At 69.9% G+C, this 14809-nt stretch carries 13 protein-coding genes; 11 read left to right on the top strand and 2 right to left on the bottom strand.

The features are described 5' to 3' along the window. The first annotated feature begins 136 nt into the window (after positions 1 to 136). The 8 genes from ruvC (at position 137) to relA (ending at position 9401) form a co-directional block, all read left to right on the top strand. On the top strand, positions 137 to 694 hold the full coding sequence (gene ruvC, locus ACIGO6_RS41030) for a crossover junction endodeoxyribonuclease RuvC (protein ID WP_399885808.1): 558 nt from the start codon (positions 137 to 139) through the stop codon (positions 692 to 694). After that, positions 691 to 1296, top strand: a complete 606-nt coding sequence (ruvA, locus tag ACIGO6_RS41025; RefSeq protein ID WP_399885806.1) for a Holliday junction branch migration protein RuvA — start codon at positions 691 to 693, stop codon at positions 1294 to 1296. The genes ruvC and ruvA overlap by 4 nt, the downstream gene beginning before the upstream one ends. Positions 1297 to 1316: 20 nt before the next feature. Then, entirely contained in the window at positions 1317 to 2387 is a 1071-nt protein-coding gene (gene ruvB / locus ACIGO6_RS41020; RefSeq protein WP_399885804.1) for a Holliday junction branch migration DNA helicase RuvB, read from the top strand. A gap of 175 nt (positions 2388 to 2562) precedes the next feature. Further along, a complete protein-coding gene (yajC, locus tag ACIGO6_RS41015; protein WP_399885802.1) occupies positions 2563 to 3063 on the top strand; it encodes a preprotein translocase subunit YajC in 501 nt (166 codons plus the stop codon). A gap of 133 nt (positions 3064 to 3196) precedes the next feature. Then, positions 3197 to 5008, top strand: a complete 1812-nt coding sequence (secD, locus tag ACIGO6_RS41010; RefSeq protein WP_399885800.1) for a protein translocase subunit SecD — start codon at positions 3197 to 3199, stop codon at positions 5006 to 5008. A gap of 1 nt (position 5009) precedes the next feature. Further along, positions 5010 to 6140: a protein translocase subunit SecF gene (secF, locus tag ACIGO6_RS41005; RefSeq protein ID WP_399885798.1), complete on the top strand. Its 1131-nt coding sequence runs from the start codon at positions 5010 to 5012 to the stop codon at positions 6138 to 6140. Further along, the gene (locus ACIGO6_RS41000) at positions 6137 to 6685 is read left to right on the top strand and encodes an adenine phosphoribosyltransferase (protein ID WP_399885796.1); all 549 of its coding nucleotides are present in this window, start codon (positions 6137 to 6139) and stop codon (positions 6683 to 6685) included. The genes secF and ACIGO6_RS41000 overlap by 4 nt, the downstream gene beginning before the upstream one ends. Positions 6686 to 6857: 172 nt before the next feature. After that, positions 6858 to 9401: a GTP pyrophosphokinase gene (gene relA, locus ACIGO6_RS40995; RefSeq protein ID WP_399885794.1), complete on the top strand. Its 2544-nt coding sequence runs from the start codon at positions 6858 to 6860 to the stop codon at positions 9399 to 9401. A 69-nt stretch (positions 9402 to 9470) separates the two neighbouring features. Here the strand turns inward: relA and ACIGO6_RS40990 are convergent, their stop codons facing one another. Next, complete coding sequence (locus ACIGO6_RS40990; protein ID WP_399885792.1) at positions 9471 to 10700, bottom strand: DUF349 domain-containing protein; 1230 nt, start codon at positions 10698 to 10700, stop codon at positions 9471 to 9473. Positions 10701 to 10834: 134 nt separating this feature from the next. After that, positions 10835 to 11659 (bottom strand): peptidylprolyl isomerase, encoded by an 825-nt coding sequence (locus ACIGO6_RS40985; RefSeq protein ID WP_399885790.1) that lies wholly within the window; start codon positions 11657 to 11659, stop codon positions 10835 to 10837. Between the two features lie 183 nt (positions 11660 to 11842). Here ACIGO6_RS40985 and ACIGO6_RS40980 point away from each other — a divergent pair, with 183 nt between their 5' ends. From ACIGO6_RS40980 to ACIGO6_RS40970, 3 genes are all read left to right on the top strand, one after another. Continuing rightward, a complete protein-coding gene (locus ACIGO6_RS40980; protein WP_399885788.1) occupies positions 11843 to 12550 on the top strand; it encodes an MBL fold metallo-hydrolase in 708 nt (235 codons plus the stop codon). A gap of 13 nt (positions 12551 to 12563) precedes the next feature. Further along, entirely contained in the window at positions 12564 to 13826 is a 1263-nt protein-coding gene (hisS, locus tag ACIGO6_RS40975) for a histidine--tRNA ligase (RefSeq protein ID WP_399885786.1), read from the top strand. A gap of 202 nt (positions 13827 to 14028) precedes the next feature. After that, positions 14029 to 14691 carry a vitamin K epoxide reductase family protein gene (locus tag ACIGO6_RS40970; RefSeq protein ID WP_399885784.1) on the top strand — a complete coding sequence of 221 codons (663 nt, stop codon included), beginning with the start codon at positions 14029 to 14031 and terminating at the stop codon, positions 14689 to 14691. Positions 14692 to 14809: the final 118 nt, after the last annotated feature.

The raw sequence follows: 14809 nt of genomic DNA, 5'->3' as shown, positions 1-14809 counted from the left end.
CCGGACAGACCAACACAAGGACAGCCCAGCAGGGCGTCAGTCAGTGCCCGAGTCACGACCGCCGGAACCCGAGTATCAGCATCAATGTCAGTGCCACCCGATAGCCTGCACAAACAGGTGATCGATGGGAGGGGACGTGCGCGTACTGGGGGTGGACCCCGGACTGACCCGCTGCGGGGTCGGTGTCGTGGAGGGCGTCGCGGGCAGACCGCTCACCATGGTCGGTGTCGGCGTCGTCCGTACACCCGCGGACGCCGACCTCGGCCACCGTCTCGTCGCCGTCGAGCAGGGCATCGAGCAGTGGCTCGACGAGTACCGGCCGGAGTACGTGGCGGTGGAGCGCGTCTTCAGCCAGCACAATGTGCGCACGGTCATGGGCACCGCCCAGGCCAGCGCCGTGGCGATCCTGTGCGCCTCCCGCCGCGGCATCCCGGTCGCCCTGCACACTCCGAGCGAGGTCAAGGCCGCGGTCACCGGCAGCGGACGCGCCGACAAGGCCCAGGTCGGTGCCATGGTCACCCGCGTGCTGCGGCTCGCCGCGCCCCCCAAGCCGGCCGACGCCGCCGACGCCCTCGCGCTCGCCATCTGCCACATCTGGCGCGCCCCCGCGCAGAACCGCCTCCAGCAGGCCGTGGCCCTGCACGCGTCCCGCGCCCCCCGCACCCCGCACGTCCCGAAAGGCCGTACGACATGATCGCCTTCGTCAGCGGTACCGTCGCCGCCCTCGCCCCCGACGCCGCGGTGGTCGAGGTCGGCGGCGTCGGCATGGCCGTCCAGTGCACGCCGAACACGCTGTCCACCCTCCGCATGGGCAAGCCCGCCAGGCTCGCCACCTCGCTCGTCGTCCGCGAGGACTCGCTCACCCTGTACGGATTCGCCGACGACGACGAGCGTCAGGTCTTCGAGCTCCTCCAGACCGCCAGCGGCGTCGGCCCCCGCCTGGCCCAGGCGATGCTCGCCGTGCACAGTCCCGACGCCCTGCGCAGAGCCGTCTCCACCGGTGACGAGAAGGCGCTCACCGCCGTCCCCGGCATCGGCAAGAAGGGAGCGCAGAAGCTGCTCCTGGAACTGAAGGACCGCCTCGGCGAACCCATCGGGGCCCCCGCCGTCGGCGCCCCGGTCAGCACCGGCTGGCGCGACCAGCTGCACGCCGCCCTGATCGGCCTCGGGTACGCGACCCGCGAGGCCGACGAGGCCGTCTCCGCCGTGGCGCCCCAGGCGGAGGCCGCCGAGGGCACGCCCCAGGTGGGGCAGCTGCTGAAGGCGGCCCTGCAGACGCTCAACCGCGCCCGATAGCCGGCTAGGAGACTTTTCAAGTGAACTGGGACGACACGACCGACGCCAACGCCTCCGAGCGGCTGGTGGGCCCTGTCGCCGACGGCGAGGACCAGGCCGTCGAGGCCGCCCTGCGCCCCAAGGACCTGGGCGAGTTCATCGGCCAGGAGAAGGTCCGTGAGCAGCTCGACCTCGTGCTGCGTGCCGCACGCGCGCGCGGGGCGACCGCCGATCACGTACTGCTCTCCGGTGCCCCCGGCCTCGGCAAGACCACCCTCTCGATGATCATCGCCGCCGAGATGGGCGCCCCCATCCGCATCACCTCCGGCCCCGCCATCCAGCACGCCGGAGACCTCGCGGCGATCCTCTCGTCCCTCCAGGAGGGTGAGGTCCTCTTCCTCGACGAGATCCACCGCATGTCGCGGCCCGCCGAGGAGATGCTCTACATGGCGATGGAGGACTTCCGCGTCGACGTCATCGTCGGCAAGGGCCCGGGCGCCACGGCCATCCCCCTGGAACTGCCCCCCTTCACCCTGGTCGGTGCCACCACGCGCGCGGGCCTGCTGCCGCCCCCGCTGCGCGACCGCTTCGGCTTCACCGGGCACATGGAGTTCTACGGTCCGACGGAGCTCGAGCGCGTCGTCCACCGATCCGCCGGCCTGCTCGACGTCGAGATCGACCCGGCCGGCGCCGCCGAGATCGCCGGCCGCTCCCGCGGCACGCCCCGCATCGCCAACCGTCTGCTGCGCCGGGTCCGGGACTACGCCCAGGTCAAGGCCGACGGCCTGATCACCCAGGAGATCGCGGCGGCCGCCCTCGCGGTCTACGAGGTCGACGCCCGGGGCCTGGACCGCCTGGACCGCGCCGTGCTGGAGGCACTGCTCAAGCTGTTCGGCGGCGGTCCGGTCGGCCTGTCCACGCTCGCCGTCGCCGTCGGGGAGGAGCGTGAGACAGTGGAAGAGGTCGCCGAACCCTTCCTCGTGCGGGAGGGCCTGCTGGCCCGCACCCCGCGCGGACGGGTCGCGACCCCGGCCGCATGGGCGCATCTCGGCCTCACCCCGCCGCGTTCGCAGAACTCCGGAAACGGACAACAGGACCTGTTCGGGGCGTGACGACCCCGCCACGCCGAGCGCATTCGCCGGAGCAGGAACCCCGGTGCGATGCTGAGCGTTGTTCCATGCATGCGGACTCGCTTAGACTCCGCCGATGCCGCCCTTGTCGGCGGCGCACACACCCCCAACCATCAGGCCGCTCACCATCGCGGTCGTGTGAAGGAAGTACCGACCCGTGAGTCTCGTGACCCTCCTCCCGTTCATCGTGCTCATCGGGGCCATGTTCCTGATGACCCGGTCGGCGAAGAAGAAGCAGCAGCAGGCCGTCGACATGCGGAACCAGATGCAGCCCGGTTCCGGCGTCCGCACCATCGGGGGCATGTACGCCACGGTCAAGGAGGTCAACGACGACACGGTCCTCCTCGACGCCGGCCCGGGTGTGGAACTGCTCTTCGCCAAGAACTCCATCGGTGCCGTCCTCACCGACGACGAGTACAACCGCATCGTCCACGGCATCGAGCACGACCTGAAGTCCGACGCCGACATCGTCCCGGACGATGCCTCCTCCCTCACCGGGACCGACGCCTCCGCCGACGACGCTGCCGCCTCCGACGGCAAGTCCGTCGACCTCGGCAAGAAGGACGCGGACGACGAGCCGACGGCCGACGCCGCGCCCGCCGAGGCGAAGACGGACGAGCAGGCGAAGAAGTCCGACGGCGGTTCCGAGGCGAAGTAAGCCGTGCTCCGGGGTGCGCGGACCGTTCCCGCGCACCCCGTGCGATGCGCGGCTCGCACGGATCCCGACACCATGTGATGGCCGCCGGTGACGCCTACCCGGCGCGAAGCGGCCCGAGAGGGAGTACGCAAAGGTGGTAGCACCTAAAAAGGGAAAGAATGCGAGCGCTCAGAGTAAGCCCGGGCGCTCGCTGGCCCTGATTCTGATCGCCATCGTGGCGCTCACCGGAGGCATGTTCGCCTCCGGTCACACGACTCCGCGTCTCGGTATCGACCTGGCCGGCGGCACCAGCATCACGCTCCGCGCGGTGCCGGAGGCGGGCCAGGAGTCCGCGATCAACAAGACCAACATGGACACCGCGGTCGAGATCATGAACCGCCGCGTCAATGGTCTGGGTGTTTCCGAGGCCGAGGTCCAGACCCAGGGCGACCGGAACATCATCGTCAACATCCCCAAGGGGACGAACTCGAAGGAAGCCCGGGAGCAGGTCGGCACCACCGCCAAGCTGTACTTCCGTCCGGTCCTCGCCACCGAACTCTCCGGCGCCGGCGCGACCGGCAGCCCCTCGCCGAGCGCCACCGGCGGCGCCTCGGACAAGGCCACCGACGGCGCGAGCGACAAGGCCACCGACGGGGCGTCCGACAAGGACAAGGCGACCGACGGCAGCGGGTCGTCGTCCTCCCCGTCCGACTCCGCCTCGGCGAGCGCCACCACCCAGGGCCGTGCCGCCAGCGACGCCCTGAAGGCCGACCCCAGCCCGTCCGCCAAGACGTCCGACGGCGCCTCCCCGTCCCCGAGCGCCGGCGCCTCCGGTGACGACGCGACCGCCAAGCTCCAGGAGCAGTACGCGGCGCTGGACTGCACCGACGAGGCGGTCCGCGCCAAGGCGGGCGACGGCTCCAAGCCCGGCGACTCGACGGTCGCCTGCGGCCAGAACTCGCAGGGCCAGTGGCAGAAGTACCTCCTCGGCCCCGCGGCGGTCGACGGCACGGACGTCGACAAGTCCGAGGCCGTCCTCAACACGCAGACCGGCGCGGGCTGGACCGTGACGATGAAGTTCACGGACGAGGGCGGCAAGAAGTTCGCGGACATCACCGGCAAGCTGGCCCAGAACCAGTCCCCGCAGAACCAGTTCGCCATCGTCCTGGACAACGACGTCGTCTCCGACCCGTACGTCAGCCAGGCGCTCACCGGTGGCAGCGCGGAGATCTCCGGCAACTTCGACCAGGAAGAGGCCCAGGGCCTCGCCAACATGCTGTCCTACGGCGCTCTGCCGCTGACCTTCCAGGAGGACAGCGTCACCACCGTCACCGCCGCGCTCGGCGGTGAGCAGCTCAAGGCCGGTCTGATCGCCGGCGCGATCGGCCTCGCCCTGGTCGTCCTCTACCTGCTGGTCTACTACCGCGGCCTGTCGTTCATCGCCGTCGCCTCGCTGCTGGTCTCCGCGGGTCTCACGTACGTGATCATGTCGCTGCTCGGCCCGGCCATCGGCTTCGCGCTGAACCTGCCGGCCGTGTGCGGTGCCATCGTCGCCATCGGTATCACCGCGGACTCGTTCATCGTGTACTTCGAACGCGTCCGCGACGAGATCAGGGAGGGCCGCTCGCTGCGACCCGCCGTCGAGCGGGCCTGGCCGCGTGCCCGGCGCACCATCCTGGTCTCCGACTTCGTGTCCTTCCTCGCCGCCGCGGTGCTCTTCATCGTCACCGTCGGCAAGGTGCAGGGCTTCGCGTTCACCCTGGGTCTGACGACCTTGCTCGACGTGGTGGTCGTGTTCCTCTTCACCAAGCCGCTGCTGACGCTGATGGCCCGGCGCAGGTTCTTCGCGAGCGGCCACAAGTGGTCCGGCCTCGACCCGAAGAGCCTGGGTGCCAAGCCGCCGCTGCGCCGCACCCGCCGCCCGTCCCGTCCCGTTGCCGGCCCTGTCGACCCGAAGGAGGCGTGAGATGGGAAAGCTCGGCAACCTCGGCGCCCGACTGCACCACGGCGAGGTCGGCTACGACTTCGTCAAGAACCGCAAGCTCTGGTACGGCATCTCGATCCTGATCACCATCACGGCCATCGTCGGCCTGGCGGTGCGCGGTCTGCACATGGGCATCGAGTTCCAGGGCGGCGCGGTCTTCACCACCCCGAAGAACATGTCCGCCTCCGTGTCCCAGGCGGAGACGTACGCGGAAGAGGCCTCCGGCCACGACGCGATCGTCCAGAAGCTCGGCGACGGCAGCCTCCGCATCCAGATCGCGGGCACCGACACCGCGCAGTCGGACAAGATCAAGGAAGAGCTCTCCCAGGACCTGGACGTCCCGGCGGAGAAGATCAACGCCGACCTGGTCGGTCCCAGCTGGGGTGACCAGATCGCGAACAAGGCCTGGCAGGGCCTCGGGATCTTCATGGTCCTCGTGGTGATCTACCTGGCGATCGCGTTCGAGTGGCGCATGGCGCTCGCCGCGTTCGTCGCGCTCATCCACGACATCACCATCACGGTCGGCATCTACGCCCTCGTCGGCTTCGAAGTCACGCCGGGCACGGTGATCGGTCTGCTCACGATCCTCGGTTACTCGCTCTACGACACGGTCGTGGTCTTCGACAGTCTCAAGGAGCAGACGAGAGACATCACCAAGCAGACCCGCTGGACCTACGGAGAGATCGCCAACCGTTCGATCAACAGCACCCTGGTCCGCTCCATCAACACCACGGTGGTCGCGCTCCTGCCGGTCGGCGGTCTGCTCTTCATCGGTGGCGGTGTCCTCGGCGCCGGCATGCTCAACGACATCTCGCTGTCCCTGTTCGTCGGCCTCGCCGCGGGCGCGTACTCGTCGATCTTCATCGCCACGCCGCTCGTCGCCGACCTCAAGGAGGCCGAGCCGCAGATGAAGGCCCTCAAGAAGCGGGTCCTCGCCAAGCGGGCCCAGGCCGCCGCCCAGGGCGAGCCGGCGGAGTCCGCCGTCGACGACGAGCGGTACGCCGACGACGAGGCCGACGAGCCCGAGGACGCGGCCCCCGCCGGCGTCGGTCTCCGGAACCAGCCCGCGTCCCGCGCCAGGGGCCGCGGCCGACCCTCGGGGAAGCGCCGATGACCGGGACCACCGACATCACGGAACTGCTGCTCAGCCGCATCCGGGACGTGGCCGACCACCCGGAGCCGGGCGTGGTGTTCAAGGACATCACCCCGCTCATGGCGGACCCGGCGGCGTTCGCGGCCCTCACCGACGCCTTCGCCGAGGTGGCCGTGAGCACCGGCGCCACCAAGGTCGTCGGTCTGGAGGCCCGCGGCTTCATCCTCGGCGCCCCGGTCGCCCTGAGGGCGGGGCTCGGCTTCATCCCCGTACGCAAGGCGGGCAAGCTCCCCGGAGCCACCCTCAGCCAGGCGTACGACCTGGAGTACGGCTCGGCCGAGATCGAGGTGCACGCCGAGGACCTGACCGCCGACGACCGTGTGCTGGTCGTCGACGACGTCCTCGCCACCGGTGGCACCGCTCAGGCGTCGCTGGAGCTCATCCGCAGGGCGGGCGCCCAGGTCGCCGGCCTCGCCGTCCTGATGGAGCTGGGCTTCCTCGGCGGGCGAGCCCGGCTGGAGCCGGCCCTGGCCGGGGCGCCGCTGAAGGCGCTGCTCACGGTCTGACGGCTCTCGTCGCACAGCGGAGGCGGGCCCGGAGGAATCCGGCGCCCGCCTCAGGTGTTTCCCCGGTTGACCGCCCTCACATCGGCCTGAAGGCGATCCTGGGGCGCAGGATCGCTACCATGGGGTTTCCGGAGCCTGACCGGGGGACCCGGATCGCGCACGAGGAGTCCTCTTGCCAGACGAGGCCCAGCCACTGACCGCCGCAAAGCCCGAGTCCGCCTCGGCGTCCGCGGCGAAGCCCGCACCGAGCGCGCCGCAGGCGAAGAACGACACGCACGGGCCGATCCAGCACGCCCCGGCGGCGCCCGTCGACAAGCCGGGCGAGCGGCAGCCGCGCCCCAAGCCCCTGCCGCCCGAGCGCCCCCAGAACGCACCCGTGGTCCGCACGCCCACCGGGCAGCCCGCCCGCTCCGGCTCCTCGAACCGCGTGCGCGCCCGTCTCGCCCGCCTCGGCGTCCAGCGCGCCAACCCGTACAACCCGGTCCTGGAGCCCCTGCTGCGGATCGTGCGCAGCAACGACCCCAAGATCGAGACGGCGACGCTGCGCCAGATCGAGCGCGCCTACCAGGTCGCCGAACGCTGGCACCGCGGACAGAAGCGCAAGAGCGGCGACCCGTACATCACGCACCCGCTCGCCGTCACCACCATCCTCGCCGAGCTCGGCATGGACCCGGCCACGCTGATGGCCGGCCTGCTGCACGACACCGTCGAGGACACGGAGTACGGCCTGGAGGACCTGCGCCGCGACTTCGGCGACGTGGTCGCCCTGCTCGTCGACGGCGTCACCAAGCTGGACAAGGTCAAGTTCGGCGAGGCCGCGCAGGCCGAGACCGTGCGCAAGATGGTCGTCGCCATGGCCAAGGACCCGCGCGTCCTGGTCATAAAGCTCGCCGACCGGCTGCACAACATGCGCACCATGCGCTACCTCAAGCGCGAGAAGCAGGAGAAGAAGGCGCGCGAGACCCTGGAGATCTACGCGCCGCTCGCCCACCGGCTGGGCATGAACACCATCAAGTGGGAGCTGGAGGACCTCGCCTTCGCGATCCTCTATCCCAAGATGTACGACGAGATCGTCCGCCTGGTCGCCGAGCGCGCCCCCAAGCGCGACGAGTACCTCGCCATCGTGACCGACGAGGTCCAGCAGGACCTGCGCGCGGCCCGCATCAAGGCCACGGTCACCGGCCGCCCCAAGCACTACTACAGCGTCTACCAGAAGATGATCGTCCGCGGGCGTGACTTCGCGGAGATCTACGACCTGGTGGGCATCCGCGTCCTGGTGGACACCGTCCGCGACTGCTACGCGGCGCTGGGCACGGTCCACGCCCGCTGGAACCCGGTTCCGGGGCGGTTCAAGGACTACATCGCGATGCCCAAGTTCAACATGTACCAGTCGCTGCACACGACGGTCATCGGCCCCAACGGCAAGCCGGTCGAACTGCAGATCCGCACCTTCGACATGCACCGCCGCGCCGAGTACGGCATCGCCGCGCACTGGAAGTACAAGCAGGAGGCCGTCGCGGGCGCCTCCAAGGTGCGCACCGACGCGCCCAGGTCGTCCGGCAAGGGCAAGGACGACCATCTCAACGACATGGCCTGGCTGCGGCAGCTGCTGGACTGGCAGAAGGAGACCGAGGACCCCGGGGAGTTCCTGGAGTCCCTGCGCTTCGACCTCTCCCGCAACGAGGTCTTCGTCTTCACTCCCAAGGGCGACGTCATAGCGCTGCCCGCGAGTGCCACCCCCGTCGACTTCGCGTACGCCGTCCACACCGAGGTCGGTCACCGCACCATCGGGGCACGGGTCAACGGGCGTCTGGTCCCGCTGGAGTCCACCCTGGACAACGGCGACCTGGTGGAGGTCTTCACCTCCAAGGCGGCCGGAGCGGGCCCCTCCCGCGACTGGCTGGGCTTCGTCAAGTCGCCGCGCGCCCGCAACAAGATCCGCGCCTGGTTCTCCAAGGAGCGCCGCGACGAGGCGATCGAGCAGGGCAAGGACGCCATCGTCCGCGCCATGCGCAAGCAGAACCTGCCGATCCAGCGCATCCTGACCGGCGACTCGCTGGTCACCCTCGCCCACGAAATGCGCTACTCGGACATCTCCGCGCTCTACGCGGCGATCGGCGAGGGCCATGTCTCCGCGCAGAACATCGTGCAGAAGCTGGTCCAGGCGCTCGGTGGTGAGGAGGCCGCCACCGAGGAGATCGACGAGGCGGTACCGCCCTCGCGCGGTCGCGGCCGCAAACGCCGGACGAGCGCCGACCCGGGCGTCGTCGTCAAGGGTGTCGAGGACGTGTGGGTCAAGCTGGCCCGCTGTTGTACGCCCGTCCCCGGCGACCCCATCATCGGCTTCGTCACCCGTGGCAGCGGCGTATCCGTTCACCGCAGCGACTGTGTGAACGTGGACTCGCTGTCCCGCGAGCCGGAGCGCATCCTCGAGGTCGAGTGGGCGCCCACCCAGTCGTCGGTCTTCCTGGTCGCCATCCAGGTCGAGGCCCTCGACCGCTCCAGGCTGCTGTCGGACGTCACGCGTGTGCTGTCCGACCAGCACGTCAACATCCTCTCGGCGGCCGTCCAGACCTCCCGCGACCGCGTCGCCACCTCCCGCTTCACCTTCGAGATGGGCGACCCGAAGCACCTCGGGCACGTCCTGAAGGCGGTACGGGGCGTGGAGGGCGTGTACGACGTGTACCGGGTGACGTCGGCGCGCAGGCCCTCGTAACGGCCACCTCACACGCAGGAGGGGCCCCCGTACACGCCGTACGGGGGCCCCTCCGCTGGTGGATCCGTGTCAGCCGCCGAACTCGTGCAGCCCCTTCAGCGCCTGGTCCAGCAGCGCCTGCCGGCCCTGCAGCTCACGCTCGAGCTTGTCGGCCTTGGCGTTGTTGCCCTGCGCGCGGGCCTGCTCGATCTGCGAGCGCAGCTTGTCCACGGCGGCCTGGAGCTGACCGGTCAGACCCTCGGCACGCGCGCGTGCCTCCGGGTTGGTCCGGCGCCACTCGGTCTCCTCGGCCTCCTGGATCGCCCGCTCGACCGCGTGCATCCGGCCCTCGACCTTGGGCCGGGCGTCGCGCGGCACGTGGCCGATGGCCTCCCAGCGCTCGTTGACCGAGCGGAACGCCGCGCGGGCCGCCTTCAGGTCGGTGACCGGCAGGAGCTTCTCGGCCTCCTCGGCCAGCTCCTCCTTGAGCTTCAGGTTCTCCGCCTGCTCGGCGTCCCGCTCGGCGAAGACCGAGCTGCGGGCGGCGAAGAACACGTCCTGGGCCCCGCGGAAGCGGTTCCACAGGTCGTCCTCGTGCTCGCGCTGGGCGCGGCCCGCGGCCTTCCACTCGGACATCAGGTCGCGGTAGCGCGCCGCCGTCGGACCCCAGTCCGTCGAGTTCGACAGTGCCTCGGCCTCGGCGACCAGCCGTTCCTTGGTCCGGCGGGCCTCCTCGCGCTGGGCGTCCAGCTGGGCGAAGTGCTGCTTGCGGCGCTTGGAGAAGGCCGACCGCGCGTGTGAGAAGCGGTGCCACAGCTCGTCGTCGGACTTGCGGTCCAGGCGCGGCAGGCCCTTCCAGGTGTCCACCAGGGAGCGCAGCCGCTCCCCGGCCGCCCGCCACTGCTCGGACCGCGCCAGCTCCTCGGCCTCGGCGACCAGTGCCTCCTTGGCGCCGCGCGCCTCGTCGGACTGCTTCGCCCGCTGTGCCTTGCGCTCCTCGCGCCGCGTCTCCACCAGGGCGACGAGCTTGTCCAGCCGGGCCCTGAGGGCGTCCAGGTCGCCGACCGCGTGGTGCGCGTCGACCTGTTCCCGCAGGTGGTCGATGGCGGTCTGGGCGTCCTTCGCCGACAGGTCGGTGGTCTTCACGCGCTTCTCGAGGAGGCCGATCTCGACAACCAGGCCTTCGTACTTGCGTTCGAAATAGGCCAGCGCCTCCTCGGGGGAGCCTGCCTGCCAGGAACCGACGACCTTCTCGCCGTCGGCCGTACGCACGTACACGGTCCCCGTCTCGTCGACGCGGCCCCACGGGTCGCTGCTCACAGCGCCTCCTCCACATGATGCCTGCGGAGGGCTTCGCCGCCCCCGGGCATCGTCCACAGTTTCGTCACGGCCAACATAGGCGACCGGCGGGTGGCCTGTCCGCATCCCGCGCGACCGAACTTCGCTGATGAGGGTCAGGATTTCGTGACGGTGGCCTTGTCGATCACGACCGTCGCGTTCGGTGCCCCGTCACCCGCGCCGGTGCTCTCACCCGCGGCGGCGATCTTCTTCAGCACCGTCATGCCCTCGTCCGAGATCGTGCCGAACGGGGTGTAGCTGGGGGGCAGCGGACTGTCCTGGTACACGAGGAAGAACTGGCTGCCGCCGCTGTTCGCCTGACCGGTGTTCGCCATCGCCACCGTGCCCGCCGGGTACGTGTTGTCCTTCAGGCTCTTGTCCTTCAGGTTCTCGTCCGGGATGTTGTAGCCCGGTCCGCCGTTGCCCTGGCCCGTCGGGTCGCCGCACTGGAGCACGTAGATCCCGTTGGTGGTCAGCCGGTGGCACGGCGTGTGGTCGAAGAAGCCCTTGCCGGCCAGGAAGTTGAACGAGTTGACGGTGTGCGGCGCCGCCGACGTCTTCAGCGCGATGTCTATGTCGCCGCAGGTCGTCGCCAGTGTCATCGTGTACTTCGCCGACTTGTCGATGGTCATCGCAGGTTCCTTCTTCCAGGTCTGCGTCTTGACCTCGCCCTCGGCCGGCTTGTCGCACGGGTCCGGCGCCTTGCTGCTCGCCGAGGCGCTCGGCGTGACCTCCGCGCTCGCGTTCGTCTTGTCGTCGTCGTCCTTGAGGACCACCCCGGTCGTGTACAGCGCGACACTGCCGATCAGGATCACGCCGAGCACCGACGCGATCGCCGCGTTGCGCATGCGCGCCTTGCGTCGCGCGGAGGTACGTCGCTGCTGCTGCCGCAAGAACTTCTCCCGGGCGAGCTGACGCCGCCGCTGCTCCTGGGTGACCACCGGGTTCTCTCCTCATGCGTCTTCGAGTGCCGACCGGTACGCCTGGGCGCGATGAACCGACCGTCTGCGTGTAGCCCCGTACCGTATATGGGTTCGCTGAGGAATCGGCACCGCCGGTAGGCTCTGACCATGGGCGCGGCCCGTTCGCAAGCCCACCCGTACCGACACAAACGAAGGACGATCGTGCTCATTGCCGGGTTCCCCGCCGGGGCCTGGGGGACGAACTGTTATCTCGTCGCCCCCGCCGCCGGTGAGGAGTGCGTGATCATCGACCCGGGCCATCAGGCGGCCCCCGGAGTCGAGGAAGCGATCAGGAAGCATCGGCTCAAGCCCGTCGCCGTCGTCCTCACCCACGGCCACATCGACCACGTGGCCTCGGTCGTCCCGGTCTGCGGCGCGCACGACGTGCCGGCCTGGATCCACCCCGAGGACCGGTACATGATGAGCGACCCCGAGAAGGGGATCGGCCGCACCATCGGCATGCCCCTCATGGGCGAGCTGACCGTCGGGGAGCCGGACGACGTCAAGGAACTGACCGACGGCACGAAGCTGGAGCTGGCCGGCCTGGAGCTGACGGTCGCGCACGCGCCGGGCCATACCAGGGGGTCGGTGACCTTCGGCCTGCCCGAGGCGGCGGACATCCCGCCGGTCCTCTTCTCGGGCGACCTGCTGTTCGCCGGCTCCATCGGACGCACCGACTTTCCCGGTGGCTCCATGGACGACATGCTCGAGTCCCTGGCCCGCGTGGTCCTCCCGCTCGACGACTCCACCGTGGTGCTGCCCGGGCACAACGAGTACACGACCATCGGCCAGGAACGCGCCACCAACCCGTATCTGCGGCAGGTGGCCGCCGGCCAGGGCGCCCCACAGGCTCCCCGACGAGGAATGTGACGAGAGACCTTCCGTGAGCACCTTCAAGGCCCCCAAGGGCACGTACGACCTGCTGCCGCCCGACTCCGCGAAGTTCCTCGCGGTCCGCGAGGCGATCGCCGCCCCGCTGCGCAACTCCGGCTACGGCTACATCGAGACGCCCGGTTTCGAGAACGTCGAGCTGTTCGCCCGCGGTGTCGGCGAGTCGACCGACATCGTGACCAAGGAGATGTACGTCTTCGAGACCAAGGGCGGCGACCGGCTCGCCCTGCGCCCGGAGACCACCGCTCCCGTGCTGCGCGCGGTCCTGGAGGCCAACCTGCACAAGGCGGGCAACCTGCCGGTGAAGGTCTGGTACTCGGGCTCGCAGTACCGCTACGAGCGTCCGCAGAAGGGCCGTTACCGCCACTTCTCCCAGGTCGGTGCCGAGGCGATCGGTGCCGAGGACCCGGCGCTGGACGCCGAACTGATCATTCTGGCCGACCAGTCGTACCGCTCGCTGGGCCTGAGCGACTTCCGCATCCTGCTCAACAGCCTCGGCGACAAGGAGTGCCGTCCCGTCTACCGGGCCGCCCTCCAGGACTTCCTGCGCGGCCTCGACCTGGACGAGGACACGCTGCGCCGCGCCGAGATCAACCCGCTGCGCGTCCTGGACGACAAGCGCCCCGACGTGCAGAAGCAGCTGACCGACGCCCCGCTGCTGCGCGACTACCTGTGCGACGCCTGCAAGACGTACCACGAGGAGGTCCGCGAGCTGATCACGGCGGCGGGCGTGGTCTTCGAGGACGACCCGAAGCTGGTGCGCGGCCTCGACTACTACACGCGCACGACGTTCGAGTTCGTCCACGACGGCCTCGGCTCCCAGTCCGCGGTGGGCGGCGGCGGCCGCTACGACGGACTGTCCGAGATGATCGGCGGCCCGTCCCTGCCGTCCGTGGGCTGGGCCCTCGGCGTCGACCGCACCGTCCTCGCCCTGGAGGCGGAGGGCATCGAACTGGACATCCCGTCCGTGACCTCCGTCTTCGCCGTCCCGCTCGGCGAGGAGGCCCGCCGGATCCTCTTCGCCAAGGTCACCGAGCTGCGCAAGAACGGTGTCGCCGCCGACTTCGCCTACGGCGGCAAGGGCCTGAAGGCCGCGATGAAGGCGGCCAACCGCTCGGGTGCCCGCTACGCCCTGGTGCTGGGCGAGCGTGACCTGGCCGAAGGCGTCGTCCAGCTCAAGGACATGGAGTCCGGCGAGCAGACCGCGATCGGCGTCAACGAGATCGTCGCGGAGCTGGAGTCGAGGCTCGGCTAGCAGATCTGTACGCCTTGTCGCTCCCAGGGGCGCGCGTGTTCGTCCACGTGTGCCCCTGGGGAACGGAAACCGACCGGAACACACCTCTCCGGGGTGATCGGCGGGCCGCTCTTATGTTCATCGAACGGTGGTCATACAGGGTGGTGCGGCACAATGGCCGTGCCCGAAGCAGGTCCGACTCTCGAGTGACGGAATCGGCGTGATGAGCAAGACGACAGTGAAGGACGCCTCCACCGTGGCAGATCCCGCGCCGCAGCCGACCCCCGGAACACCGCGCGCCGAGGGCGGCAGCCGTGCCCTCGCCCTGCTGCTGGTGATCACGGGTGCGGCCGGAGTGCTCGCCGCGTGGGTCATCACGCTCGACAAGTTCAAGCTGCTCGAGGCCAAGGTCGCGGGCACGACGTTCACGCCCGGCTGCAGCCTCAACCCGGTCGTCTCCTGCGGCAGCGTCATGGAGAGCGACCAGGCGGCCGTCTTCGGCTTCCCCAACCCGATCCTCGGCCTGGTCACCTACGGCATCGTCGTCTGCGTCGGCATGAGCCTGCTCGCCGGGGCCCGCTTCCCGCGCTGGTACTGGCTCACCTTCAACGCGGGCACGCTCTTCGGCGTGGGCTTCTGCACCTGGCTGCAGTTCCAGTCCCTGTACCGGATCAACGCGCTGTGCCTGTGGTGCTGCCTGGCCTGGGTCGCCACGATCCTGATGTTCTGGTACGTGACGTCCTTCAACGTCCGCAAGGGCTTCCTGCCGGCCCCGGGCTGGCTGCGCGGCTTCTTCGGCGAGTTCACCTGGGTGATGCCGGTGCTGCACATCGGCATCATCGGCATGATGATCCTGACCCGCTGGTGGGACTTCTGGACCAGCTGACCGCCAGGGTCCACCGGGCCCGCCGCGTTGATGCTCCTATTGCTGTCAAGCGGCTTGAAGCCAGTCGCGGTAGGCGTGGGTGAGGTCGTCGTCCCTGCTGAGTCCTCGTTCGAGTCTG

Origin of the sequence: Streptomyces sp. NPDC053750 (assembly GCF_044544295.1) — a bacterium.
Classification (GTDB): domain Bacteria; phylum Actinomycetota; class Actinomycetes; order Streptomycetales; family Streptomycetaceae; genus Streptomyces.
The sequence above is the reverse complement of the archived record's forward strand: the minus strand, read 5'-3'. Positions and strand labels throughout refer to the sequence as shown.

Bases quoted from the DNA above. Each gene is read 5' to 3' on its own strand.
- ruvA (WP_399885806.1), top strand. From the start codon at position 691: ATGATCGCCTTCGTCAGCGGTACCGTCGCCGCCCTCGCCCCCGACGCC.
- secF (WP_399885798.1), top strand. From the start codon at position 5,010: ATGGGAAAGCTCGGCAACCTCGGCGCCCGACTGCACCACGGCGAGGTC.
- ACIGO6_RS41000 (WP_399885796.1), top strand. From the start codon at position 6,137: ATGACCGGGACCACCGACATCACGGAACTGCTGCTCAGCCGCATCCGG.
- ACIGO6_RS40970 (WP_399885784.1), top strand. From the start codon at position 14,029: ATGAGCAAGACGACAGTGAAGGACGCCTCCACCGTGGCAGATCCCGCG.